Origin of the sequence: Olsenella porci (assembly GCF_009695875.1) — a bacterium.
GTDB lineage: Bacteria > Actinomycetota > Coriobacteriia > Coriobacteriales > Atopobiaceae > Olsenella_H > Olsenella_H porci.
The window spans coordinates 42,979-68,257 of the sequence record NZ_VUNC01000009.1 but is presented as its reverse complement, the minus strand read 5'-3'; the positions used below and the strand labels follow the sequence as shown (position 1 = coordinate 68,257).

Sequence of the window (25,279 nt, the reverse complement as noted above, 5' to 3'; positions counted from 1 at the left end):
AGTCCACCCGACCAGAAAACAGCAGGTCAGAGGCTTAAGCCTCTGACCTTTTTCTTTCTTGCACCAAAACGCGAATCGGCAAGCGGTGGCTGGTATGGTGGGCTTGCATAAAGGTCGGTGCTTTGAAGCCCCGTAATCCGCGGTCGACAGATCGGGCGCGACGTTTTCGGCTGCCGAGTCGCGGTGTGGATTATGCGGTCGGGGGTCGCGCATTATAGGAAAGCATGGCTCCCACCCTATGGGTTTTTAGATTCTCAATTCTTGATGCGTGACCTGCGTCACACGCGATGACCCTGCCGGACTGACGCAGCTCCTCTGCCTCATTTGGTGAGACGACCTTGTGGGAGTCGACACTCTCCTCGCGTGCGACTCCAAGGTCGTAGGTGGACGGCCTGCCCCTCGCCGCGTGCTCCAGCATCCGGAGTATTGGCATCTCGTGCCCGTCCCTCAGGAGGTACCTGCGTCTCGTGAGGCTCATGAGGGTCTGCCTCACCGATTCCTCCGAGAGCGCCTGAGGTCTGATATCTGGTGCGTGCCCATGTGGAGGAGCTCAGCCTGTCACTGTCCTGGAACCCCATGAGCCGCAGTGCGTTTCCTTGGCGTATGTTGCCGTAGTCGGTGAGGGGAAGCGTCTGGTAGACGTGGTGAACGATGCTCGCGGTATCGGCGTCCGCCTGCTTCTCGGCGATCCAGAGGGCGGTGCGCGCGACCGCGTAGGCAAAGTCGTTGATCTCGATGTCGTGGAAGTTTGCGAGGGTGACCTTGACCTGGTCCTCCCCGGTGCCCTCGATGTCGAAGGAGATTTGGCCGTCCTTGGAGAGCTCGATGAGGACGTGGTTGTCGAGCCTGCGCAGGCACTGGTAGCTCTTGGTGAAGAAGTTGCCGCTGCCGCAGGCCGGGTCTAACAATCGACCGACTTTGATACAATCCGCTGTTTGGGCAGCACAAGGAGAGAAGTCTCGAAACCGCCTGTAAACACGGCATTTTCGGCTTCTTGTCATACCTCCGGTAAGTACCAGATTGCCATATTCTCTTGCTCGCAGTCTTTCTGCCCGCATCGTCGTTATCTGTTTTGCACCCCCCTCGGTAGCCCGAAGGAGCGTGGAGCCAATTGGCGAAAAGGAAAGTAACGGCGATCCCGCGACCCTGAACCGCTACTCCGCTTCTCAATAGGGAGCAGGGAGAGGCGCAAGGTGGCCGATTACGCGAGGGTGTCCACCGACAAGGACGAGCAGTTCACAAGCTACGAGGCTCAGGTGGACTACTACACCAACTACATCAAGAAACTCGACGACTGGGAGTTCGTCAAGGTCTACACCGACGAGGGAATAACCGGTACGAGCACCAAGCGGCGCGAGGACTTCAAGTCTATGGTCGACGATGCGCTCGACGGCAAGATCGACCTCATCTTCATGAAGCCGGTCAGCCGCTTCGCGAGCAACACCGTGGACAGCCTCACCACCATACGCGAGCTCAAGGAGCACGGAAACGAGGCCTACTTCGAGAAAGAGAACATCTGGACGTTCGACCCCAAGGGCGAGCCGCTCATCACAATCATGTCGAGCTTCGCGCAGGGGGGAGAGCCGCTCGATATCGGAGAACTGCACGTGGGGTCAGCGTAAGCGATTCGCCGACGGCAAGGTCACGGTGCTCTTCTCGCGCTTCCTCGGATACGAGCGCGGCGAGGATGGCAACCTCGTGGTCAACGAGGAGCAGGCCGTCACCGTCCGCAGGATCTACGCACTCTTCCTCAGGGGCATGACACCCTACGGCATCGCGACGAAGCTCATGGAGGAAGGCCACCGGGCACCACCTGGCGACTACCGGTGGAACGCCGGGGGCATGAAGAGCATCCTCACCAACGAGAAGCACAAGGGCGACGCACTGCTTCAGAAGAGCTACATCGAGGACTTCCTAACGAAGAGGCAGGTGCCCAACACGGGCGAGATACCCCAGCACTACGTCTCGAACAACCACGAGGCGATCGTCGGCCCGGAGGTCTTCGACGCGGTGCAGCGCGAGATGAAGCGACGCACCCCCGGAAGGAACCGCCACAGCGGCGTGCACCTCTTCTCCGGGAAGGTCTACTGCGGATGCTGCGGGAGCCTGTTCGGCTCGAAGATCTGGCACTCCAACAGCAAGTACAAGCGGACGGTCTGGCAATGTAACCGTAAGAACGACGGCGGCGAAAGATGCGGAAACGCCCACCTGACGGACACGCAGATCGAGGCCTCCTTTCCTATCCGCCCTGAACCGGCTCGTAGAGAACAGGGACATCGTCTACCGCAACTTCCAGAAGATCAAACGGAAGCTCTACTCTACGGACGCCCTCGAAAAGGAGCGCACGATCCTCGAGGAGGAGATGAACGTAGCATCGGGACTCATCGACCAGCTCATCGCTTAGAACGCCCGCAAGGCGCAGGATCAAGGCGAGTACCAGAGGCGATATGACGAGCTGGTCAGCCGCTTCGAGACCGCCAAGGCCGCGTTCGGCAAGACCGCTGAGAAGATCGAGCTGCGCGTGCTCGTACGGGAGACCATCGAGACCTTCCTCGAAGACCTCAAGCGACAGGACTCCGTCATCACGAAATTCGACCCCGAGGCTTTCTGCAGCCTCGTCGACCACGTCACGGTCTACGGCGCAGATGACAGATGCGTCACCTTCAAGAACGGACAGGAAATCAGAGCGCAGAAAAGGCGACCCATTCGGATCGCCTCACCCATCGTCATCCGCCACGACCGGCTCCCTGTCCGGTGGGCAGACCTTCTACAGAACCTCGAGGAAGTGCCTGCCGATCGCCTCCGGGTCGTAGTCGTGTGAAGCGCACATGAAACGGAGGCCGTCCGGCGTCAGGATGTGCCCACTGTCTCTGTCTTTCCGATACTGCCCATATTCTACGTACTGCTTATCTTTGATCTTCTTTATCTACACAAATTAGAATTTAAACTTGCAGCATACTCCATATGCATTCCAGTAATGTTAGTGCCAGGATGATATTGATAATCCGGTAGTGCTCAACATAGAATTTCTGCATCAGAAGCCCGGCGCCAATCCAAGTTGAAGTTGCAATCGTCCCGATCGTTGCGATTAGAAGCTCAAACCCCATCAGAGTCCACAATGCCTTGCTGTATGGAGTGACAAACCCTGTCAGCGCTGTGATTCCGAACATGTATATTTTGATGTTCACGAATTGCAGCAGGAATCCTTTCATGAAAGATGCGGACCCCTGCCCTTCGCCGATCTCGGGCTTGCTTGTGGCAACGTGGATCGCAAGCCAAAGGATATAGGCGGCTCCGGCATACTTCATGACCTGCAAGGCATCAGGAAGAAATGCCCCTACTCCGTACACGAAAACGGCGCAAACGATCTGAACCACATAGTACCCAGCGAATATTCCCCAAAAGAGCGGCTTCCCTTTCTGCCACCCGTAATTGGTCGCTGTATTGAGCGCCAATATATTTCCCGGTCCCGGCGTAAATGCATTCACGATCGCATAGACGAAGAAAAAAGCGAGCACATATCCCGACATGACGAGATCTCCTTTCGCGGCGGTGATATCATCATGCTGCAAAATGGAGACCTATAGATAACACGTATTTTATATGCTTAACCATAGTTATAGACTATGCATGTTGCGGAGCGAACTTCTTTAACGCGTCCACGTAGATCGACCCAAGCTCTGACAGACCCTGTCCCTTGCAAAGCACATATCCGATGCGCATCTTCTCCTTCTCCGCAAGTGGCACCGAGACAATCTGCCGTCCCTGCAGGAATTTCGGAAATATTCCGCTCGATATGGTGTATCCATCGAGTCCGATCATCAGATTGACGATGGCGGCTCGGTCGCTGACGCGAATCTCCTTTTCCGACAGCTCGGTGCTGAACGGCTCCTCGGAAAAATCGGCCGATTCGTAGCTTCCCTGAAGGAAATTCAACCTCGGATATGGCTGCAGGTCTTTCAGCGTGACGGACTCATTTCCGGCCAGGGGGTGCTTTGCCCGGAGAAAGACATGCGGAGAAGCAGAGAACAGTTCATGGAAGCTCAGGCCCATTTCGTCCATTGTCTTCCGCAGGAATGTCTCGTTTCTATCGCACAGATATATGATGCCCAGATCGCAAAAGCGATTCTTCACATCCTCCAGTATCTGGTGAGTCTGGGTTTCGTTGAGGACGAACTCGAATCGTTCCTGCCCGAACATCTGAACCATCTCGACGAACGCGTTTGCCGTGAAGGTGTAATGCTGGGTCGATACGCAGAAGCGCTGTTTCTCGGGTTTGCTCAATATGAAGCGGTCTTCCAGAAGATTCATCTCATGAATCACCTGTCTCGCATATCCAAGGAATTCTACGCCCTCCTTCGTCAACGCGACACCGCTGCGGCTTCTTGTGAATATCTCGAACCCAACTTCCCGTTCCGCTTCTTTCAATGCCGCCGACAAGCTGGGCTGTGATATATGTAGCTGCTTTGCCGCCTCGGTAATTGAACCGATTTCCGCGATAGCGACTATGTATCTTAGTAATTGAAACGTCATGATCCCGCCCTTGGAAATTCCGATTTGCGCCCGACTTGGGAGCCTTGCACCCCTAAGCGGCGGCTTCTTGGGAATAATTACATTGTATTAAAGTCTGCCGAGTCTCTTGTGCAGGTCCTCGAGCGCCTTGGTGTGGGCGCCGCCCGCGAGGGGCTTGGCACAGGCCTCCGCGAAGGCGGCCTCGAGGTTGTCGAGGAAGAGTGGGTCTATGACCTTGTGGATGTTCTCGGGGTTGGTGTAGTGCATGCCGCCCGACCGCCTCTGGTCGTGGCCGAGGCTCCCCTCGAAGATGGATGTGGGGTTGACCTCGGACCAGTCGAACTCTTGGCAGCCCTCCACGATGATGGTGGTGCGCAGCACCTCCGAGAGCGTGGGGATGACGGTGCGCTCCGAGAAGAGACCGTCGTTCATGTCGGGGAAGGCTTTGAGCAGGTCGCTCACGAAGGGATTGCGCGCATCGTCCGGCGTGTCGAGCCACTTGAAGAGCTCGCGCATGGCGTTGCGGAGGTAGTCGGCCGAGTTGGCCGGAAAGTGCTGCGCGTAGTCGCGGAAGGCGTTCTGCGGGATGAGCCCAGCCTCTTCCCCGCAGAACATGAGGAACATCACGCGGCAGCAGAAGGCGCTGATGGCGTGGTGGATCGTCTCGTCGTTGCGGTCGAAGCCGGCTGCCTCGAAAAGCTCCTGGCCACAGCCTCGTGGATGCGGCCCATGATGCGTTCCGCCTCGACGAAGACCGCCTTCTGGATGGTTTCAGGCGCCTGGCCGCGTCCTGCGAGAAACTGGATGGCCGGGAGGTTCTTGGGCAGGTCCTCCAGCGCGATGACCAGCGGCTCGCCCTTGCAGAGGGGGTCGCGCTCGGTGTCATAGACCCACATCTCGGCGAAGTTGGAGGCGATGACGTAGTGGGGCATCTGGGAGAGAGGCAGCCCTTCCGTGTAGGCGAGCGCCAGCTGGGAAGGCGTGACGGGGCAGCCCTGGCGCACTTCGGCCTTGGAGAGGTCGTGGCCTATGCCCTTCTGTTCAACGATGACCGAGGCTGTGGGGATGAGCACGTCGATGAAGCACTGGTGGTCTGAGGCCTTGGCGTGCACGGGCTGCTCGAACCTGAGGCGGTCGAGCGCGTCCGAAAGCTCCAGGACGTCCTGGAAGAGCCCAATCCAGTAGAGGTGCTTGTCCTGCTCCTCGTGCCTTGCCCGTCCAGCGCCTTACGAACTCCTCGACGGCCTTCTTGCTCAATGCCATGCGCTTCCCCCCTGCGTACGGATTAGTCACGGGTGACACTATCGCAGACCCGCCGGACACATGAGGGGCCTTATGGGCGGGCACGTGGCAATGTGCGCCACGAACGTGTTGACACGAGAAAGCAAGCGCCTACCAGTTCGTGCTGGAGAAGATGAACATGGGAGCGGACCTTGGCGGCGTGGTTCGAAGGGACGTCTTCGAGCTGCCGGAGTGGTCCGTCCGTGAGGCCATCACCAACGCGGTGGTGCACCGCTCGTACGTGGAGCGCTCGTCGGTGCAGGTCGCCCTCTACGACGACCGCCTCGAGGTGAGCTCCCCGGGAGGCATAGTGAGGGGCTTCTCGCTCGACAGGGCCTTGTCAGGCCAGTCGCGGCCCCGCAACGAGGCGCTGGCGCAGGCATTCCTCTACATGGGGCTTATCGAGGGCTGGGGGAGCGGCATTCCCAGGATCATGCATGAGCTCGGGGAGAGGGGACTGCGTGCTCCCGAGTTCCTGGACATCGACGGTATGCTGCGCGTGAATATGTGGCGCCCGTCAGCTGAGCAGTTCGGCGCCTACCTCCACGGACAGGCCGTCACGGACGCCCCTGGGAAGATCGCAAACAGCCTGGCGTCGGACAATAAATCGGACAATAAAGACAATAAATCGGACAATAACACGGGCGTCAGCTCGGAGGAAAGAGCCCTTCTCGCAATGCTTGCGAAGGACCCCTCCATCACGCAGGCTCGTATGGCGGAGTCCTTCGGCCTGTCACGAAGCACTGTGACGCTCATGCTTGCGCACCTTCAGCAAGCAGGCCTGGTGAGACGCGAGGGTTCACGGAAGGCAGGTACCTGGGTGGTTGTGGATGGTGATGGGCAATGAGGCTCAGGTTCAAAGTGCAGCAGTACCAGACGGACGCGACGGATGCCGTGTGCGACGCCTTCGAGGGGCAGCCCAACCAGGGTGCGGCGGCGTACCTGCGCGACCTGGGGGCACTGCCCGCTCGCGGTGGCATGGGAGCGTTGTTTGGCGCCGGCGACCTACAGCAGGGCATGGAGGAGGGCTATGCCAACGCACCCGTGAGGCTCACGGAGTCCGAGCTTCTCTCCAACATCCGCCGCGTGGAGCGTCGCAACCAGCTCGACGAGTCCGAGACCACCTGCCGCGACATGGCGGGGATCGCCTGCCACCTGGACGTGGAGATGGAGACGGGCACCGGCAAGACCTACGTCTACACCAAGACGATGCTGGAGCTCAACCGGCGCTACGGCTGGTGCAAGTTCATCGTCGTTGTGCCCTCCGTCGCCATCCGCGAGGGCGTGAAGAAGTCGCTCGAGTCCACCGAGCAACACTTCTTCGAGCAGTATGGCAAGCGTGTCAATGCCTTCATCTATGACTCTGACCGGCTGAACGAGCTGGACTCCTTCGCGCAGTCCTCGGACGTCTCCTGCATGATCATCAACATGCAGGCATTCAACACCTCCATGAAGGAGGGCGCAAAGAACAAGGCGTCCCGCATCATCTTCGACGAGCGCGATGACTTCGGGAGCCGACGCCCCATCGACGTGATTGCCGCCATGCGCCCCATCGTGATCCTCGACGAGCCACAGAAGATGGGAAGGAGGGGCTCCGCCACCCAGAGGGGCATCGCGCTCTTCAAGCCCCTCTTCGTGCTGGGTTATTCTGCTACCAACCGCGAGAGGAACGACCTCGTCTACTCCCTCGACGCACTCGACGCCTACAACCAGCGTCTCGTGAAGCGCATCGAGGTCAAGGGCTTCAAGCTCAAGAACATGCGGGGAACGGATGCATACCTCTTCCTCCGACAGATCCTGGTGACCAAGAACAGGCCGCCCGTGGCGGTCATAGAGTACAAGAGGATGTCGGCTTCAGGCAGGGTGGGCAAGGCCACGGGCCGCTTTGGCGAGGGGGGACAGCATCTACGACGTCTCTGGCTCGACGAGGCTCGAGGCATATCGCGGCTATCAGATCGTCGGCGGCAACGACGGCATCGTACCCGGCGTGGACGGCCGTCCCGGACACGTGCGGTTGCTGAACGGCGTGGAGATCGATGGGGGCACCGTCTACAACGACTCCGCCCTCGAGGACATGCAGCGCGTGCAGATACGCGAGACCATCCGGAGCCACCTCGAGAAGGAGCAGGCGCTCTTCCGCCGTGGCATCAAGTGCCTCTCGCTCTTCTTCATCGACGAGGTCGCGAAGTACCGCGACGTGACTGGCAACGGCGCGATTGTCGGCTACGGGAAGGTCTTCGAGGAGGAGTACGCCGCCGCCGTTGCGGGCAGGCTTGCGCACCCCACGACGGACGACCTCGCGGACCCGAGCTACCTGGAGTACCTGAGGCGCGACACGGCGCACCAGGTCCACGACGGGTACTTCTCCATCGACAAGAAGGGTCACGCGGTCGAGTCAAGGCGTGAGAAGAAGGCCGAGGCGGCAGAGGGCATCGGCATCAACGACGACGCCCGGCGCGGCTACGACCTCATCCTCAAGGACAAGGAGCGGCTGCTCTCGCTCGACGAGCCCGTGCGGTTCGCCTTCAGCCACTCGGCCCTGCGCGAGGGCTGGGACAACCCCAACATCTTCCAGATCTGCACGCTCAAGGAGTCGGGGCCGGAGACCGCCAAGCGCCAGGAGGTCGGCCGCGGAATGCGCCTCTGCGTTGACCAGGACGGCGTGCGCCAGGACGCCCAGCTCCTCGGGCCCGACGAGGTCCAGCGCGTGAACGTTCTCACGGTCATCGCCTCGGAGAGCTACGAGACCTTCGTGCGGGATCTGCAGAGCGACATCAGGGGCACGCTGCGCGAGCGGTCGCAGAAGGTCGAGATCGACTTCTTCAGCGGAAAGACGCTCGAGGTGGACGGCGAGGAGGTTAGCTTCTCCGCAACGGATTCCAATGCCAGCTACAAGTACCTCCTGAAGAACGGCTTCCTCGACGACGCCGACCGGCCCTCCGACGACTTCCGGGCCATGGTGGGGGAGGGGAAGTTCCAGGCTAATGCCATGCACGAGCTGCCCGATTGCCTCGGCGACGAGGCGCACGCCAAGGCAATCGAGGCGCTCATTCGCGGCGTCTACGACCCGCATGCGCTGACGGCATGGTGCAGCGCGCCCAGGAGAAGGTCACCGAGAACGCGATCGTGCAGGAGAACTTCGCACGGACCGAGCTCAAGGAACTGTGGGACCGCATCAGCAGGAAGCACAGCTACACCGTATCCTTTGATGACGCGGAGCTCGAGCGCAAGGCCGTGGCGAGGATCGACAGTGACCTCGCCGTGAGCCGGCTCCAGTACACCATGACCGCTGGCTCCCAGCGCGACGAGGGGAGGCGCGATGAGCTTGCGAGCGGGAGGGCGTTCGTCGCGCAGAGGAGCGAGACCCACGACGTGGATGAAGCCTCTGCTCCGGTTGCGGTGACCTATGATCTGGTGGGCGAGGTCGCCTCGGTGGCCCAGGTCACCCGGGCGAGCGCCGCGAGGATTCTCTCTGCCATATCGCCCCAGGTCTTCTTGCTCTACCGGGTGAATCCCGAGGAGTTCATCAAGCGTGCCGGAGGGCACATCCTCTCCGAGAAGGCCGCGATGGTCGTGAAGCACGTGGAGTACCACGAGACGGACCGCAGCTACGACACCGCCATCTTCACCTCGCGCATGCCGGACGACGCGAGCTAGGCCTACGAGGCGAGCACGTCCGACGTGCGCTACCACCAGGTGGCTGACTACGACGACCTGCTCCAGTGGGTCGGGAGGCTGGAGTAGCCATGGGAAAGGAACTGTTCGACAACATCCCCAGCAAGGTCGAGGACCTCCTCCGTGACGTGGAGCTGGGGAAGATCGGCCTGCCCGACCTGCAGAGGCTCTTCGTCTGGCCCGACAGCAAGGTCAGGGACCTCCTCGACTCGATGCTCAAGGGCTACCCCGTCGGCTACATCATGCTCTGGTCGTCGCCGGACGAGTACGGGAACGCCAAGCACATCGGCGGCAACGAGAAGGCTTACAAGGAGCCGGACGACCTCGTCATCGACGGCCAGCAGCGGCTCACCGCCCTCCTGGCGGCGCTGCACGGGACGAGGGTAAGGGACAAGAATTACAGGGACAGGACAATCAAAATTTCGTTCAACCCGCTCACGGGGGAGTTCGCGGTCTGGACGCAGGCATACGAGAGGAACACGGAGTGGATCAGCTCCGTGAGCTCGGTGTTCGAGGCCGACAGGAACCACTCGGTGTCCAAGTTCCGCAAGTCCTTTATCAGGCAGGCCGACGAGGGACGGAGGAGGAACGACCGGCCCGAACTGACCGACGAGGAGGAGGATCTGGTCGAGGAGAACCTCAACGACCTTCTCAACCTCGGCATATACACCCTGCCGACACTCAAGATCAGCTCGAAGGCAGACGAGGAGGACGTGGCAGAGATCTTCGTGCGCGTGAGCTCTGGCGGGACCAAGCTCACGGAGAAGAACTTCATCGAGACCTTGCTCGCGGTGTTCGACAACGAGGTTCACTCGCGCATAGATAGCTTCTGCGCGGAGTCACGCGTACCGAAGGACGGGACCGCATACAACCAGATCATAGAGGTCGACCCGTCGCATCTCATCCGGGTTGCGGTTGGAGTTGGATTCAGGCACGCCCGGCTGAAGTACGCCTACATGCTCCTCCGGGGAAAGGATCTCAAGACCGGCATCACCTCGAGCAAGACGCGCGAGGAGAACCTCGAGATGTTCAAGAGGTCGCTTGACCTCGCGCTCAACCTCAACAACTGGCATGCGTTCCTCAACCTGTTCGGCAAGGCGGGATACCTCAAGGGGAGCATCGTTGCCTCCACCAACGCGGTGGTCTTCAGCTACGTCCTCTATCTCATCGGCAAGTACGACTACAAGGTGCCGCCGTTCGAGCTCAACAAGGTCATAACCAAGTGGATCTTCATGTCCACCATCACCGGCTTCTACACCGGGTCGACCGAATCCGAGGTCGAGAAGCAGTTCGCCGACCTAAGAGACGTCACGACGGCGGAGGGCTTCGTGACATACCTTGAGACTGCCATTGAGACCAGACTCACCGACGACTTCTTCACCTACAGCCTTCCGAGCAGCCTTGAGGGGTCCTCCGCCAACTCGCCGTCGTGGTTCGGCTACGTCGCCTCGCTCATCGTCCTTGGCACGCCCATGCTGTTTAGCACGTCGCCGCTCGCCCAGTACTTCGCCATCGGGGCGAGCGGGAAGAAAAACGCTGTCGACAAGCACCATATCTACCCGAAGAGCTATCTTACGAAGATTGGCTACGACAACGACCGCGACCGGAACCAGATCGCCAACTTCACGTACCTCGACTACAACACGAACATCGAGATTGGCGACCAGGCCCCTTCCGAATACGTCGCTGCCTTCAGAGAGAGGCTCGGCGAAGAGGGGTATGCCAGGACCTGCGAGGACAATGCGCTTCCCCTCGGCTTCGAGAGCCTTGAGTACCCCGTTTTCCTCGCAAAGAGGAGGGTGCTCATGGCGGGCACCGTAAGGAAGGCATACGAGAGGCTCTGCGAGTAGAAGTTCAGACTTGCAGGCGTTCGGATGCCTTGCAGTTGTCCCTCCCCGCCGTCGTTAGGTGTTCCTGACGGCGGGGAGGGCGGCCGCGGGAGGGCTTGGCTGCGGCCGTGGCGGCTTGAAGGGGCGACCGCCCGGGTTTCTCCGAGCGGTCGCCCCTTCCAGGCGGGCGGTGTCTGTGTTATGACGTCCCAAGTCACTCCCTGCTCTCCGCCCACTGCCAGGCACCGATGAGGTGGCGTAGCCTCGCCTGGCGCTCTCCCGTTACGACGATGGAGACCACGTCGTGTCGTATCGCGTCCACGTCGCCGTGGTCCGCGAGGTAGAGCAGGCACGCGCCTCTCTTCGAACGCGACCTCGACAAGGTTCGCGTTTCTATCGGCGCCCCGCCCCTCTGAGGGCGGTCTCACTTACATAAGGCTGCGCAGCCCGAAACCGCGCAATGCGAATCTGCCACGCACCCTACAGGCTGTGCTTCTTGAGCTTCTGGTCGAAGATCGCGTTCACGATGGCGCCGAGCTGCGAGCGCGCCTCGTCGGGAAGCGGGCCTTCCTGCGCGGCCACGGCATAGAGCTCGGGGTGCTCGTGCTCGATCTTCTCGAAGGTCTTGCTCAATGCATGCTTGCGCACGAAGAACGGTATGCGCCTCACCTTGGCTTCATCCACCAGCTCCAGGATCTTCCTGTTGGCGGTCTCGCTGCTCGAAGAGCCAATCGGCCCCGTCTCCTTCTCGGTCATGCGTCTTCCTCTCCTCGGTAAAAACATTGTACGCAATTTATTTTAGGTATGCTGAATACCGCCTGCCGCGGGCACACGCGATATGCACAGCTTGTCCACGGAGTTGGGAGGGCCTGACAGGAGAACTCTCAGGGCCGTGCCCTGAGGCGCCCCTCGGGCGCGAGCATCACGATCAGGTGGCCTGATCAGGGTATCTGCCACATTAGAGGCATGGGTCTTGTTGTTCCGCTTCGCCTTTGCGATCACGATGCCGGCCAGGGCGAACGCAGAGACGCCGGAATGCCTCAATGACGCTCAGGTAGGGAATCCCCGGCCCATTCACAAGCGAGCCCTCGTGGTCTAATCTCTCTAGAAGAAGGATTGAATCCTATCCCTATTCTGAGCAGTCTTGCCACAGGGATCGCGAGTCCGGACGCCCTGGCGACGTCGAGCCCTCCGTGCGAGGCGTTTTCCGGCAACCTAGTACCTGTTGATTCGGCACTCTGCCTTTATGCGCCGTATATCTTCCGGAAGCTCCTCGGCGGGCATGTTTTTGGGCGTGTCGCAGGTGCCCGACTTTGCCGCCACGTCGTAATACCAGCACTTGTAGGTGATGAAGTCGAGCGAGAGCCTGAGGTCCTCCATCTGCCTCAGGATGGCCTCGCGCCGCTCGTTCACGATGCGCCGGCGTTCCTCGATAGTGGAGTCCCCCTCGCGATAGAGGTCTATGTAGCGCTTGATTTCGCGGATGGGCATGCCAGACACCTTGAGCCGCTCTATGAAGCGCGCCCACTCCAGGTCGTCCTCGGTGAACACGCGGATGCCGCCCTGGCTTCGCGCCATGTCCGGGAACAGGCCGTTCTTGTCGTAGTAGCGGATGGTCGACGCCGGCATCCCCAGCACGGCCGCCGCCTCCCCAATGGTGTAGACCTTCTCCAAAACGCTTCCCCTCCTGGTGGCGCCCCGCACCCCGTCACAGGATGTGAAGCCGCTTTCATAATTTAGAGAAAGTATATTGACTTAAACCATAGTCTAAGTCTGAGAATCGTCCCAGCGACTTGAGGAAGACACAGCTCGGACGATGGGAGACAGGAATGCACAACGAGAAGGACCCCAAGATCGTGCTGGGCGCCTGGGCCTGGGGAAACGATGGTACGTTTGGGCATGGGCTCGCCGCAGACGAGCTTCGACCCGTGTTTGACGCCGCGATGAACGCGGGCCTCAACCTGTGGGACACCGCGTACGTCTATGGCATGGGCGAGTCCGAGAGGACGCTCGCAGGCTTCCTGAAGGACCTGCCTCGCGAGGACTACCGCGTTTCCGACAAGCTCACGCCGCAGTGCATGGACGTGTCGTCCAAGACAGCCGTGGCCGATATGTACGAGATGCAGCTCCACACCATGGGACTCGACCACTTCGACGTGTACTGGGTGCACAACACGGTGGACGCCCCACGCTGGATTGGCGAGCTCGCAGTGTTCTTCGACGGCAGGGAGGACGCTCCCGTGATCGGCGTCTCCAACCACAACCTCGCGGAGGTCAAGCAGGCGGACGCAATCTTGCGCGAGCACGGGCTTCGCCTGGGTGCCGTGCAGAACCACTTCAGCCATATCAACCGTTCGTCCGAGGACTCGGGCATCCTCGACTGGTGCCGCCAGAACGACGTCGAGTTCTGGTCGTACATGGTGCTCGAGCAGGGCGCTCTGTCCGGCAAGTACGACACGTCGCACCCCATGCCCGAGGGTTCTGCCCGCGCCCAGAAGTACAACCCGGTCCTCGACAGGCTCGAGACCCTCAACGCCGAGCTCGCCAAGGTCGCGGAGGCGCACGGCGTGGGGCTGGCGCAGGTCCCCGTCGCCTGGGCGATCGCCAAGGGGACGCGCCCCATCGTGGGCGTCACGAAGGAGTCCCACGTGACGGATGCAGCAAATGCAAGCTCCGTCGTGCTATCCGCTGACGAGGTGCGCGAGCTCGAAAATGTCGCGGACTCTCTCGGCATCAACGCCGTGCGCGCCTGGGAAAAGAAGATGGACTAGGAGAGACAATGGCAAAGAAGAACCTTGGATCGAAGCTCGCACTGTACCCCACGCCCGTGACGGTCGTGGGCGCCATGACGGACAAGGGCCCCAACTGGCTTCTCGTCGCGCACGTCGGCATCATAGGGCACGACAGGGTGACCATAAGCTGCGCCAAGCAGCACTACACCAACCAGTGGATCCGCAAGAACGGCACCTGCTCGGTCAACCTGATCGATGAGAAGCTCCTTCGCGCGGCAGACCACGTGGGCAGCGTGAGCGGCACCAAGGAGGACAAGTCCTGCGCCTTTGCGTGGAGCGCGGCCGAGGACGGCGCGCCGCTCGTCGACGAGTCGCCCCTCTCGCTTGCCTGCTCCGTCGACGATGTGTACGAGACGGACGGCTTCGAGACCTTCGTGCTCGCGATCGACGGCACGTACGTGGACGAGGCATGCCTGGACGAGAGGGGAAAGATAGACTACGGCAGGGTGGCGCCGGTCCTCTTCGAGTTCCCCACCTACTCGTACTGGAGTCTTGGCGAGCGCGTTGGGGGATGCCTGCGTCTTGACAGGGAGTAGCCTCGTGCCTGGCGTGAACGAGGAGCCGGTCGGAGGTGTGATTCCCCTTTCCAGGCTCGCGAGCTACGTCGTGGTGTGTCTCATCATCCTGCAGTCCTGGCTATACCTCACCAACACCATTTCCGCCGAGTGGGGCGATATGTCGCTCGGGTTCAACCGGGAGCGGGATCTCTCGCGCGACGGAGCGCATCAGGAAGCTTCATCCCGAGGCCCGCGTGCTCGACGGTCGCGTCCTTAACGGCTCGCCGTCCGGGCGTCGCCTTGCCGAGTGGGTCGATGGGCTTGGGATATAGCTGGCTTTCTGCCGAAAGAAGGTAATCGTGGAGTACGCAACTCTTGGCAAGACCGACATCAAGGTATCGCGCGTGTGCATCGGCGGCATGAGCTTTGGCAAGGTGTTTCCCGACTTTCACCAGTGGGTCATCGACCAGCCGGCAACGCAAGCCGTCCTCAAACGCGCCCTCGAGCTCGGCGTAAACTTCATCGACACGGCGAACTGCTACGCGCACGGTACGAGCGAGGAGTTCATAGGCACTTCTCTGAAGAACCTCGGGGCGAGGCGAGAGGACGTGGTGCTGGCGAGCAAGGTGTTCTTCAACGAGGGAAGCCTCGGGCACCTTACCAAGGCCGCGATAGAGCACGAAATCGACGGCACCCTACGGCGCCTTGGCACCGACTACCTGGACCTCTACATCATCCACCGCTTCGACTACGACACACCCATCGAGGAGACCATGGAGGCGCTGGACGGCCTCGTGCGCGCAGGCAAGGTGCGGGCACTGGGCGCGAGCGCGATGTACGGCTACCAGTTCCACAACATGCAGGTCGCGGCGCAAGAAAACGGTTGGACCCCGTTCAGTACCATGCAGTGCCACTACAACCTGCTGTACCGCGAGGACGAGCGCGAGATGATTCCCGTGTGCCGGCAGTACGGCGTGTCGCTCACCCCGTACAGCCCGCTCGCGAGCGGCCACCTCACGCGTCCGACGTGGGACTCCGAAAGCAGGCGCTCCACGACCGACTCCACCATGCGCGAGAAGTACGACCACGACAGGGAGCTTGACCTGCCCATTGTGGAACGCGTCGCGGAGCTTGCGAGCAGGCGCGGCGTACCCATGGCCGACATCGCGCTCGCGTGGCATTGGTCCCGTGGAGTTGCCGCGCCCATCGTGGGCTGCTCCAGGCCCGACCGCGTGGACGATGCCGTGAGGGCGCTGGACTTGAGTCTTTCTGCCGAGGAGGTGGGCTTCCTCGAGGAGGCATACCGCCCCCACGAGCTCGTTGGCCCCCTCGCGCGGCCGGGGGAGAGACCCCTTGCGGGCACGACCGACCCGACGAAATAGATGTGCACGCCCGCCCGATGCCGTCGCAGTGCGTGTAGTTGCCTCAGCCACAGCGTTGGTGTCAGCGTAAGCACCTTTGCTTTTTAGACAGTAAAGATGAAGATGTCTGTCCTGCAGATTTTAAGATGCGTTCGAGGGAGCCCGGACTTGGTGTCCAACGTATGAGAAGCATTTGCCACGAGCTTGCCCACTATGATTCCGTTCGGCAAGCGGGGCCCTTCATGCTGCCGGCATCGGCCATCCATGCGCGCTTGAGTATCTCGGGCATGCAGAGGTACTGGTACCGAGCCATGCTCTCAACGCTCAGGCCGTTCTTCCCAAGGATCCATTCGATCGTGGTGCCAAGGCATCCATAGGAATACTGGCGAATCACGTATTCCGTCTCTTCGTCGAGGGTCGTCACCCCCTGGTACCGGCAGACGGCCTCACGCTCGTTCCTCACGTAGAAATCGAGCAGGTAGGCGTCGAGGCTGTTCTGGGAGCGATCGCTGAGGGCATTGGCGAATCGACTGCAAAGGTCTTTGCTGCGCAAGGTCTGAAGGTCGTGCTTGTCGGACGTAGAGCCGACAGGGGAGAGGCCATCGCTGAAGAGATACGTCAAGAGGGAGGCGAGGCCCTGTTCTGCAAGACGGACGTAACTTCCGAAGAAGATGTGGCGCAGCTCATGCAGACCGCCCTTGATGCATACGGTTCCCTGGATGTCCTTGTCAACTATGTCACGGGAGCCGTGATCCCCGTGGACGCCGCCATGTCTTCTGGTAACTATCTCGAGGTTCCCTGGAAAGAGCCCGACTCCAGGAGCTAGCGCGGCGTGTTTGGGCTGCGGCGAGTTGGCACGTCTTCTGTGGAACATGATTCGCGAAAGCGTTTAAACTCGCGTTGGATACGCGCACGTTTACTTGTGATTCTCAGTGTTAGGAGACTCATGACAAAGACCCTGGTACTCAACGCAAGCCCTCGCAAGGCGTGGAACACCGCCAAGTTGCTAAAATCGGCGGCCGAGGGTGCCAGGAGCGCCGGCTCCGAGGTCGAGCACATAGACCTCTACGACCTCGACTTCACTGGCTGCAGGAGCTGCATGCTCTGCAAGAGGAAGGGTGCCGAGAGGTGCCACTGCTACTGGAAGGACGACCTGTCCCCGATAATCGACAGGATTTTCCGGTCGGACGTCCTTCTCGTTGGCACTGCGATCTACCTGGGCAGACCGACGAGCCGGTACTTCGAGGTGATGGAGCGGCTGCACTTCTGCGCGCTGTCCTACGACGACTACAGCAACTACTTCACCGGGAAGGTGAACGTGGGGCTCTTCGTCAGCATGAACGCGACGAAGGAGTTCTACGACAGGCTTTACAAGGACGCGTTCGAGGGGTACGCGCAGGAGCTCCAGATGCTCAACGGCGAGGTCTGCCTGTACCCGTGCCACGACACCCTGCAGGTGTCGGACTACTCCCGCTACAACATGGCGGGTTTCGACGAGGCCAAAAAGAAGCTCTCGCGCGAGAAGAACTTCCCCAAGGACCTGGAGAACGCCTACGGGATCGGACAGAGGCTGGTGCGCGAGAGCGGCGATTGAGCCTGCGTAGGGATGCTTGCGCACGTCCCCTCGGCGTATTCCAAGTGATGAGTTTTGTGTACCTTGGTCGGCCGTGAGTCATTGTCGCGCTAGATGTATCACCTACGGATACAATATCTTCTCGACAGACGTAGGAAGTAGGGGAGCGCATGGACACCAAGTTCTCGACGGCAATCCACATGCTGATTCTCGTCTCCGAGGCGGAGCAGCCCATGAGCTCGGAGCAGATCGCGACGAGCGTGGGGACAAACGCCAGCTACATCCGCAAGGTAGCCGCGCGCCTCAGCCGCGCGGGCATCATCGAGGGCCGGCGCGGCAGGAGCGGGTTTGCCCTGCTCAAGGATCCCGCCGACATCTCCCTGCTCGACGTGTACCGCGCGGTCGAGGAGACGGATGACGTCCACGTGTTCGACATCCACCAGAACCCCAGCGACGAGTGCATCGTGGGCAGAAACATCCGCCCCGTGCTCGGGGGGATGTTCCGCCACGCGGAGCAGGTGGTGGAGGCGGAGCTCGCGGGCGCGACGCTCGCGGACTGCATGGCGCGCATGCGCGAGCGGATCGAGAAGGGCGAGAAGGACTCCCACCAGCAGGAAGGCAACGGCAAATGAAGGCAGCGATCCTGGACAGGTACGGCAAGAGCGGCGCGACCCTCGCGGTGCGCGACATCCCCGTTCCCGAGCTCGCAGCGCACGAGGTCCTCGTGCGCATCCACACGGCGGCGGTGAACCCGCTGGACAACATGATCGTTCGCGGAGAGGTGCGCCTCATCGTGCCGTACCGCACGCCGCTCGTGATGGGCAACGAGTTCTCGGGCACCGTCGTCAAGGCGGGTTCTGCGGCTGGCAAGTTCAAGCCCGGCGACCGCGTGTACGGCCGCATGCCGCTCGCCAAGATCGGCGCGTTCGCCGAGTACGCCGCCGTGGACGAGTCTGCCCTTGCCGTCGTGCCCGACTACCTATCGATGGGGGAGGCCGCCTGCGTGCCCCTCACGGCGCTCACCGCCATGCAGGCGCTCGAGCTCATGGGGGCGAAGGCGGGCCAGACGCTCTTCATCTCGGGCGGGACGGGCAGCCTCGGCGCCATGGCCATCCCCATCGCCGCGCGCATGGGGCTCGTGGTGTCGACCAACGGCAGCGCCCGCAACGAGGGGCGCGTCCGCGAGCTCGGCGCCAGCACCTTCATCGACTACAAGGCGCAGCGCTACGTCGACGTGCTCCACGACGTCGACTGCGTGCTCGACACCCTGGGCGAGCGCGAGCTGCCGGACGAGTTCCGCGTGCTCAAGCGCGGCGGGCACCTCGTGTCGCTGCGCGGCCTTCCCAACGGCCGCTTTGCCAGGCGCTCTGGCCTCTCGCCCGTGAAGCGCGCGCTTTTCGGCATCGCCGGCCGCAAGTTCGACAGGATGGCGGCGCAGAGGGACCAGACGTACGACTTCGTCTTCGTCCACGAGGACGGCGCGCAGCTCGAGCGCGTGGGGGAGCTCTTCCCGGCGGAGCGTCCGCTGCAGGTCTCCATCGACGGCACCTACGGGCTCGACCAGGTAAACGACGCGCTCGAGCGCGTGAGGTCCGGCCACTCCCAGGGCAAGACCCTCCTGCACGTCGAGCAAGACTAGGGGCACTCCGGCAAGGCGTAAGCACGTAGTGGCGAGAGGAACAGGGGGCACAACACATGGACTCCAGCACCATCAAGGCGCGCAAGAGCGTGCGGACCTTCAGCGACAAACCCATCCCGGACGAGATTATGGCGAAGCTCGAGGACTTCACCAAGCAGGACACCAACCCCTTTGGCGTGCCCATAACGTTCAGGTTCCTCGACCGCAGGCGCGACGGCGTGTCCAGCCCCGTGATCGTTGGTGCCAACACGTACGTGGCGGCAAAGTACCGTAGGCAGGAGGACGCGGAGCTGGGCTTTGGCTGCTCGTTTGAGCGGTTCGTCCTTCTCGCCACGTCGCTGGGGCTGGGTACGGTGTGGCTTGCCGCGACGATCGACCGCAAGGCGTTCGAGAGGGCCATGGGGGTGGGTTCCGACGAGGTCATGCCCGCCGTGACCCCCCTTGGCTACGCTGCGGACAAGAGGTCCGTGCGCGAGTCCCTCATGCGCAGGAACATGAAATCTGACGAGCGGGCCCCGTTCGAGTCCCTCTTCTTCAGGGGCGACTTCGGCCATCCCCTTGGCGAGGGAGAGGCGGGCGGCCTCCTGGGGCCGCTCCAGATGGTGCGCTGGTCTCCCTCGGCAACCAACAAGCAACCGTGGCGACTTGTCGTCGACGGCGGGAGGGTCCACTTCTTCGAGCGCAGGACCAAGGGGTACGCGCGGGAGTCGACCGGGGACATCCAGAAGGTCGACATGGGCATCGCGGCCTGCCACTTTCAGATTGCCGCCCAGGATGCCGGCCTGGTGGGGACGTTCATGAAGTCGGATCCGGGGATAGAGGCGCCCGAAGCCACCGACTACGTGACCACCTTTGCCATCTCCGGCGAAGTCTCGGGTGCCTAACGGCTCGAGCGACTGCAGGGTAGGGGGTGCCGCTCCGGGCGGCGCCCCCCTTTCACAGATGGCTCCCTTGCAAAGTGGCGCGTAGAATCTAGCCCAAGACTCGTCCCGGCAGCTTGTCCGCCCAGTGCGCTTCCTCCAGACCTGAATGCGTTCTTAAAGTCATCAAATGCAGTTCGAACGGAACGGATTGTGAGAGCGTAACGAAGTACCATTGGGCAAGCTTTGGTGACTGAATGGATGGGGTCGTGAGGGTATGACTGAGGCCATCGCGAATGCGTCTGGGAAGAGTCGCGTCCAGGCTGAGTGCCAAGAATACTTTGACCTGCTTGACGGAGGGGTCTGCTTCGTCCTTGCAGACGGGACAGAGAGAATCGCCTTCGCCAACGAGAAGATGGCGTCGCTCTATGAGTGCGAGGATGCCCGGGACTTTCTGCGACTCTGCTCATCAAACTATCGAAACCTCATGGAGGAGGATTACAGGCCCCTTGCCGAAGTCGCCGGCAAGCACCCCGATCATTTTCCCCTCTCGTTCCACTATCGGACAAAGGCAGGGCACTTCCTCAAGGCGGAGGGGGCGGGTTCGCTGAGGGACACCCCCCTTGGGCGCGCCTACGTCCTGATGGTCTTCTCCGCGGAGCAGATCGCAAGCGATCACACCGGTGTCGACAACACGGGCGTGCTGGGCATGCACGACTTCTTTCAGGAGGCGCAGCGAAAGGTTGATGCCTGTACGGCAAAGCCCTCGGTGCCCGCGCTCTGTTCGGTTTGTTTTGACCTCACCAGCTTCAAGGAATACAACTGGCTGTACGGCATGCGGCAGGGGGACCGATGCCTAAGGCGAATGGCAGAGATCATCACCGATTGCTTTCCGGGTGCCCTCGTCGGACATCTGACGGCAGACCATTTTGTGGCGCTGCTGCCATCAAACGACCTGGAGGCAAAGCTGGAGCACGTCTGCAGCGAGGTGAACTGCTACATCAACGATGATGTAATACAGCTTAAGGCCGGAGTCTACAGGCCCTCGGAGGCGGACACGCTGGACGACCCGCGCCATGGTTTCGACGCGGCAAAGATTGCCTGCGACAGTATAAAGACGGACGGAAATGTCAGCGTTGCCTTCTACAAGCCCTCGATGGGAGAGACCATCGCCAACAAGACCTATGTCTTGCGACACTTTAGCGAGGCGCTTGAGAAGCACTACATCAAGGTGTACTTTCAGCCGGTGATCCGGACGCTGACCGGTAAGCTGAGCGGCTTCGAGGCGCTGGCGCGCTGGGAGGACCCCGTGCTCGGTATGATTTTCCCCGGGGTGTTCGTTCCGGTGTTGGAGGAAGCACAGCTCATAAACCGTCTTGACCGATACGTCCTGGACCAGGTTGCGCGTCTCGTTCGCGACCGGATGGACAACGGCCTACCACTCCTCCCCGTCTCCATGAACCTTTCGGCTTATGACTTCGATGTGGCGGACCCACTCGGCACCATCGAGAAGACGGTGAGCCACTACCGGATTCCGAAGACGGTGCTCTTCTTCGAGATAACCGAGCGGGTCATGATGCGGAACCGCATGAGCATGGCAGAGAATGTCCGGCGGTTCCAGCAGGCAGGCTATCAGATGTGGATTGATGACTTTGGGAGTGAGTATTCCTCGCTGAACCTGCTTCACAACTATCACTTTGACGTGATCAAGATCGACATGGGCTTCTTCAGTCACTTTGACGACAGAAGCAGACAGATCATCACCTCGGTTGTGGCGATGTCAAGGGTGCTTGGCGTGCAGACGTTAGCAGAGGGAGTGGAGACGCAGGAACAGGTCGCGTTCCTAAAAAAGATTGGGTGCGGAAGGATCCAGGGGTACTACTACGGGCACCCGATGATGTACGAGGACACGCTTGCCTTCATACAAGGCAAGAGCCTTCGTTTTGAGGGTTCCGAGGAAGCGCATCTGATGGATGCCGCAGAGAGCGTCAACGTCATCTCCGACTCCCCCACGGCGCTCTTCAGGTTCGACGGAACCCATATAGAGCTCCTCATCGAGAACGATGCCTACAAGAGAGAGCTGAGGAGTACCGGAACCCTGGATATGGCCGAGGCAAATGCCAATCTTGCGGATGCGAGATATCCGTTGCGAGACAGGTTCAACCGCCTCTTGGGGAAGGCCCTGCGGTCAAGGTCGGAGGAGACCCTGACGTACTCGGACAACGGACAGTACATGCGGGTCAGCGTTCGCTGGATCTCCGGAGACGAGCACAACTGGGTTGGAGAGGCGCATATCTACAACATCAGCAATAGCTCCGCGATTCGGCAGGCAAAGTTGCTGGACAGCACGCTGCGCGACATTTTTCAGCTGTACGAGGGCTTCTACCTGTTTGACCGCGGGAAGGGAGAGGTCAGGGTCCTCCGATCGAGCCATCTGGAATTGAACCAGGAGACGTCATCCTTGGGAATCGGCGAGTTTATCAGCCTGTTCTCCCAGAGGCTGGTCTATCCGGATGACAGGGGGCGCTTTGCCGCCTTCATCAGCCCCGAGGCCGTTGAGGCGGGGGCAAAGGAAGGGGAGAGCACCTCTCGCGCCGAGGTCGTTCGCGTTCGGAGGGCGGACGGCACCTACCGGTGGGCGGTGTTCGAGGCGCTGTCGATCTACAAGAGCGAATCCAATAACTTCCTGCTGTGCGAGAGAGAGGACGTCTGGGAGGAGAAGAGCGACAGAGACACGCTCCTGCCGGTGTTCTGCAAATCCTTTGGAATCATGGGCGCCAAAACCAAACAGTCGGAAACCCTGGAGAAGGAGAGCGGCCTGTTCCGTGCGCTCAGCGGCTCCTCTCCGTATTCGTTCTTCTGGGAGGACCGGGAGGGGCGGATCCTTGGCGCAAGCAGGAACCTCCTACAGAAGGCAGGCTTCGACGACGAGGCGCAGTATCTGGGGAAAACCGAGGAGGAGCTCGGCTGCCGCCTGGGTAATGCGGGGGATGTCCCGCACGAGGACGGCACATCGAGCGACTTGACGCATGCCATCGGCACCGAAGAGCTGGCCTTGTCGGAAGGGAGGCTCCGAGAAGTCCAGGTCACGCGGGTTCCCTGGTATCAGGAGAAGGAGATTGTCGGGACGCTGAGCATGGTTCGCGGGAACGAGTCCGACGACAAGGACGAGGAATCCCGCCTGGGGCTCGTCGACCACGAGACCGGGTTCCTCAGCTTCAGGGGGGCTATTGAGCCAGGGCTGATCCTTGCGGACCAGTATCGCCTGAAGGGGCTGGATTACGTGGGACTGTTGATTGACGTCCCCGCCTTTGCCGAGGTGATGCAGAAGAGTGCCGACGATGCACAAGTGATTCTCGCGAAGATTTCCTCCTTGCTTAGAAAGTCGCTGACTCCCGGTTGGGCGGTCGCGCGAATTGGGCTCTGCTGCTTCCTCTGCTTCTGCCAGAGGAAGCATGTGGGGAAGATCGAGGAGAGGCTCCAGACGGTCTCGGAGGCCCTTCCGTCACTGTGGAGACGGACGGGAATCCAGACGATGCCCGTGCTGATGCATGCGGTCGCGTACGGCTCGGAGGTGATGAGCCTCGACGAGATGCTCCAGCTCATGACTCGGCGGCTGAGCAGTGCCGAGAGTGAAGCCTACGGAGACAAGCCCTACACTGGGGATCGCATCTTCGTCAGGAGGGAGGTGCTGGACAACCTGCCGGAGCGGGTCGTCATCAGCGATCCAAAGACGTATGAGTTGGTATACCTGAATCCTGCCGCGCGCAAGGACGTTGGAATTGGGACAGGAAGCCTGAAGGGACGTCTCTGCTACAAGGACCTCGAAGGCTATGATGCCCCATGCAGGGACTGCCCAAATGCGATGCTGCGGATGGACCGTGCGCTCCCTGTATCCCACACAAACAACAAGACCGGAGAGAGCCTGCTGATGCGTTCCTTCCTGACCACGTGGGAGAAGCGCACCCTCAAGCTCACGGTCGCCTTCAACCTGGATGAGTACCTCCACACCTTGTCAAGGGACCACGAGCGGGTCTACCAGGAGATGCGTGCGAGCGATGCCATCTCCCGCGGGATGCAAGAGGCTGACCCCGAGAAGGGAATCGAGAGCACCATCTCGTGCATCGCCGAGAACATGCAGCCAGAGCGGTTCCTGGTCTTCGAGGAGAGGGGCGACAACACCGTCAGCGCCACCTACGAGTGGACGGCTCCGGGCGTTATCCCCCTGAAGGAGGAGTTGCAGAGCATCCCGCGGATGGAGCTGCGGACGCTGTACGCAAAGTTTGTCTCCGAGCGGCTGGTCATGGTCAGCGACATGGAGGCGTTCCAGAGGGAGCACCCGGGCTTCTCGTTCAGGATCCATGGGGTCAGGAGCTTTGTCTCGGGACAGTTGCTGCTCCAAAACCAGAGGGAGGGCTTTACCTTGGTCGTCAACCCGTCGGAGGAGAGCTTTAAGACGGGCAGCGCCCTGTACAAGACGCTGACGGACTTCATCGCAGTGATGATCCGCAACAGGAACAGCCTGCACGAACTCGAGAGGCAGAGCATGATCGACCAGCTGACCGGTGCCGGAAATCGACGGGCACTGGAGCGCCGGGTCCGGGAGTGGCGGGGCGACGGCGTGCTAGGCGTGATATCGATCGACCTGAATGGCCTGAAGAACACAAACGACACGAAGGGCCACCATGCCGGTGACATTCTGATCAGCGAGACCGCACGGGTCCTCCGGGAATGTGCGGGGGAGGGCTACGTATTCCGGACCGGCGGGGACGAGTTCGTCGTGATTACGGAAGACCTGGAGGAGCGCGACATCCTCCTGCTGATCCGGCACATGCGGAAGAGCGCGGAAAACAACGGCATCAGCATGGCGATCGGGTTCTCGAGCATCCGCGGGAAGGTGACCGACTTCGACGCGCTCCTCACGAAGGCAGACATGAACATGTATCAGGACAAGGGACACAGCTTCCGCAGGAGGAGAGGGGACAGGTAGGGCCTGGCTTAGAGTTCCCCGGCCTCGTGCGGATTCGACCGTGTCATGCTAAATGATTCCCAGCCTCGTATGGTTTTCCGCCACGTAGCTCCCACGAGGGCTAGGAGGATTAAGCATCAGGCACCGAAATCCCCACGAGGGATAGGGAGGCTAAGCATTCGGCCCCCAATCCACGCTAGGCAGGGAAATGTTAAGCATGTCCAGATTGAGGCCGCCTGCACATCGCATTTTTGTCCGGGGTCCCTCGTATGCTCAAGCCGCCCGTAGTCT

25 protein-coding genes and 2 pseudogenes are annotated in these 25,279 nt (G+C 61.0%); 18 read left to right on the top strand and 9 right to left on the bottom strand.

Going from position 1 to position 25,279, the window contains the following annotated elements; genetic code table 11:
* Positions 1 to 320: 320 nt before the first annotated feature.
* Complete coding sequence (locus tag FYJ68_RS09800) at positions 321 to 908, bottom strand: DNA methyltransferase (RefSeq protein WP_154436103.1); 588 nt, start codon at positions 906 to 908, stop codon at positions 321 to 323.
* A 285-nt stretch (positions 909 to 1,193) separates the two neighbouring features.
* On the opposite strand from FYJ68_RS09800, the gene FYJ68_RS10310 reads away from it, so the two are divergent.
* The 3 genes from FYJ68_RS10310 (at position 1,194) to FYJ68_RS10300 (ending at position 2,821) form a co-directional block, all read left to right on the top strand.
* On the top strand, positions 1,194 to 1,622 hold the full coding sequence (locus FYJ68_RS10310) for a recombinase family protein (RefSeq protein ID WP_326832317.1): 429 nt from the start codon (positions 1,194 to 1,196) through the stop codon (positions 1,620 to 1,622).
* Positions 1,623 to 1,647: 25 nt separating this feature from the next.
* A complete protein-coding gene (locus FYJ68_RS10525) occupies positions 1,648 to 2,451 on the top strand; it encodes a recombinase family protein (protein ID WP_326832316.1) in 804 nt (267 codons plus the stop codon).
* A gap of 70 nt (positions 2,452 to 2,521) precedes the next feature.
* The gene (locus FYJ68_RS10300; protein WP_229772187.1) at positions 2,522 to 2,821 is read left to right on the top strand and encodes a hypothetical protein; all 300 of its coding nucleotides are present in this window, start codon (positions 2,522 to 2,524) and stop codon (positions 2,819 to 2,821) included.
* Positions 2,822 to 2,942: 121 nt separating this feature from the next.
* Here the strand turns inward: FYJ68_RS10300 and FYJ68_RS09790 are convergent, their stop codons facing one another.
* From FYJ68_RS09790 to FYJ68_RS09775, 4 genes and pseudogenes are all read right to left on the bottom strand, one after another.
* A complete protein-coding gene (locus FYJ68_RS09790) occupies positions 2,943 to 3,530 on the bottom strand; it encodes a LysE family transporter (protein WP_154436102.1) in 588 nt (195 codons plus the stop codon).
* A 94-nt stretch (positions 3,531 to 3,624) separates the two neighbouring features.
* Positions 3,625 to 4,533, bottom strand: coding sequence for a LysR family transcriptional regulator (locus FYJ68_RS09785; protein ID WP_154436101.1), 909 nt, complete (start codon positions 4,531 to 4,533; stop codon positions 3,625 to 3,627).
* Positions 4,534 to 4,620: 87 nt separating this feature from the next.
* Positions 4,621 to 5,136: a type IIL restriction-modification enzyme MmeI gene (locus FYJ68_RS09780; protein WP_326832320.1), complete on the bottom strand. Its 516-nt coding sequence runs from the start codon at positions 5,134 to 5,136 to the stop codon at positions 4,621 to 4,623.
* A pseudogene (locus FYJ68_RS09775) lies at positions 5,136 to 5,714 on the bottom strand (type IIL restriction-modification enzyme MmeI); the annotation flags it as partial. The pseudogene FYJ68_RS09775 and the gene FYJ68_RS09780, both read right to left, overlap by 1 nt.
* Positions 5,715 to 5,914: 200 nt before the next feature.
* On the opposite strand from FYJ68_RS09775, the gene FYJ68_RS09770 reads away from it, so the two are divergent.
* The 5 genes and pseudogenes from FYJ68_RS09770 (at position 5,915) to FYJ68_RS09760 (ending at position 11,318) form a co-directional block, all read left to right on the top strand.
* The gene (locus tag FYJ68_RS09770) at positions 5,915 to 6,640 is read left to right on the top strand and encodes an ATP-binding protein (protein WP_326832315.1); all 726 of its coding nucleotides are present in this window, start codon (positions 5,915 to 5,917) and stop codon (positions 6,638 to 6,640) included.
* Positions 6,637 to 7,389 (top strand): annotated as a pseudogene (locus FYJ68_RS10575) (DEAD/DEAH box helicase family protein); the annotation flags it as partial. The gene FYJ68_RS09770 and the pseudogene FYJ68_RS10575, both read left to right, overlap by 4 nt.
* A gap of 289 nt (positions 7,390 to 7,678) precedes the next feature.
* On the top strand, positions 7,679 to 9,058 hold the full coding sequence (locus tag FYJ68_RS10290; protein ID WP_229772184.1) for a hypothetical protein: 1,380 nt from the start codon (positions 7,679 to 7,681) through the stop codon (positions 9,056 to 9,058).
* The gene (locus FYJ68_RS10285) at positions 9,028 to 9,450 is read left to right on the top strand and encodes a hypothetical protein (protein WP_229772183.1); all 423 of its coding nucleotides are present in this window, start codon (positions 9,028 to 9,030) and stop codon (positions 9,448 to 9,450) included. Before FYJ68_RS10290 ends, FYJ68_RS10285 begins: the two co-directional genes overlap by 31 nt.
* Positions 9,451 to 9,539: 89 nt before the next feature.
* Positions 9,540 to 11,318, top strand: a complete 1,779-nt coding sequence (locus FYJ68_RS09760; protein WP_154436097.1) for a GmrSD restriction endonuclease domain-containing protein — start codon at positions 9,540 to 9,542, stop codon at positions 11,316 to 11,318.
* Between the two features lie 193 nt (positions 11,319 to 11,511).
* On the opposite strand, the gene FYJ68_RS09755 is transcribed toward FYJ68_RS09760, so the two are convergent.
* The 3 genes from FYJ68_RS09755 to FYJ68_RS09745 all read right to left on the bottom strand — a co-directional run bounded on the left by FYJ68_RS09755 (position 11,512) and on the right by FYJ68_RS09745 (position 12,971).
* Entirely contained in the window at positions 11,512 to 11,679 is a 168-nt protein-coding gene (locus FYJ68_RS09755) for a hypothetical protein (protein WP_154436096.1), read from the bottom strand.
* A gap of 98 nt (positions 11,680 to 11,777) precedes the next feature.
* Entirely contained in the window at positions 11,778 to 12,053 is a 276-nt protein-coding gene (locus FYJ68_RS09750) for a hypothetical protein (protein WP_154436095.1), read from the bottom strand.
* A gap of 459 nt (positions 12,054 to 12,512) precedes the next feature.
* On the bottom strand, positions 12,513 to 12,971 hold the full coding sequence (locus FYJ68_RS09745; RefSeq protein WP_154436094.1) for a MerR family transcriptional regulator: 459 nt from the start codon (positions 12,969 to 12,971) through the stop codon (positions 12,513 to 12,515).
* A 155-nt stretch (positions 12,972 to 13,126) separates the two neighbouring features.
* Here FYJ68_RS09745 and FYJ68_RS09740 point away from each other — a divergent pair, with 155 nt between their 5' ends.
* The 4 genes from FYJ68_RS09740 to FYJ68_RS09730 all read left to right on the top strand — a co-directional run bounded on the left by FYJ68_RS09740 (position 13,127) and on the right by FYJ68_RS09730 (position 15,968).
* The gene (locus FYJ68_RS09740; RefSeq protein ID WP_154436093.1) at positions 13,127 to 14,068 is read left to right on the top strand and encodes an aldo/keto reductase; all 942 of its coding nucleotides are present in this window, start codon (positions 13,127 to 13,129) and stop codon (positions 14,066 to 14,068) included.
* Between the two features lie 8 nt (positions 14,069 to 14,076).
* Positions 14,077 to 14,625, top strand: coding sequence for a flavin reductase family protein (locus FYJ68_RS09735; protein ID WP_154436092.1), 549 nt, complete (start codon positions 14,077 to 14,079; stop codon positions 14,623 to 14,625).
* 137 nt (positions 14,626 to 14,762) lie between these two features.
* Positions 14,763 to 14,918: a flavodoxin gene (locus FYJ68_RS10570; protein WP_407670328.1), complete on the top strand. Its 156-nt coding sequence runs from the start codon at positions 14,763 to 14,765 to the stop codon at positions 14,916 to 14,918.
* Between the two features lie 27 nt (positions 14,919 to 14,945).
* On the top strand, positions 14,946 to 15,968 hold the full coding sequence (locus FYJ68_RS09730; RefSeq protein ID WP_326832314.1) for an aldo/keto reductase: 1,023 nt from the start codon (positions 14,946 to 14,948) through the stop codon (positions 15,966 to 15,968).
* A gap of 190 nt (positions 15,969 to 16,158) precedes the next feature.
* Here FYJ68_RS09730 and FYJ68_RS10565 read toward each other — a convergent pair whose 3' ends face one another.
* Entirely contained in the window at positions 16,159 to 16,500 is a 342-nt protein-coding gene (locus FYJ68_RS10565) for a TetR-like C-terminal domain-containing protein (RefSeq protein ID WP_407670327.1), read from the bottom strand.
* Between FYJ68_RS10565 and FYJ68_RS10560 the strand changes: the two genes are divergently transcribed.
* From FYJ68_RS10560 to FYJ68_RS09700, 6 genes are all read left to right on the top strand, one after another.
* Positions 16,417 to 16,773, top strand: coding sequence for an SDR family NAD(P)-dependent oxidoreductase (locus tag FYJ68_RS10560; protein ID WP_407670326.1), 357 nt, complete (start codon positions 16,417 to 16,419; stop codon positions 16,771 to 16,773). The genes FYJ68_RS10565 and FYJ68_RS10560 overlap by 84 nt on opposite strands.
* 120 nt (positions 16,774 to 16,893) lie before the next feature.
* Entirely contained in the window at positions 16,894 to 17,541 is a 648-nt protein-coding gene (locus tag FYJ68_RS09720) for a flavodoxin family protein (protein ID WP_154436091.1), read from the top strand.
* 149 nt (positions 17,542 to 17,690) lie between these two features.
* A complete protein-coding gene (locus FYJ68_RS09715; protein WP_154436090.1) occupies positions 17,691 to 18,152 on the top strand; it encodes an Rrf2 family transcriptional regulator in 462 nt (153 codons plus the stop codon).
* On the top strand, positions 18,149 to 19,159 hold the full coding sequence (locus tag FYJ68_RS09710; RefSeq protein WP_154436089.1) for an NADP-dependent oxidoreductase: 1,011 nt from the start codon (positions 18,149 to 18,151) through the stop codon (positions 19,157 to 19,159). The genes FYJ68_RS09715 and FYJ68_RS09710 overlap by 4 nt, the downstream gene beginning before the upstream one ends.
* Positions 19,160 to 19,215: 56 nt before the next feature.
* Entirely contained in the window at positions 19,216 to 20,043 is an 828-nt protein-coding gene (locus FYJ68_RS09705) for a nitroreductase family protein (RefSeq protein ID WP_154436088.1), read from the top strand.
* A 253-nt stretch (positions 20,044 to 20,296) separates the two neighbouring features.
* Entirely contained in the window at positions 20,297 to 25,009 is a 4,713-nt protein-coding gene (locus FYJ68_RS09700) for a sensor domain-containing diguanylate cyclase (protein WP_154436087.1), read from the top strand.
* Positions 25,010 to 25,279 lie beyond the last annotated feature (270 nt).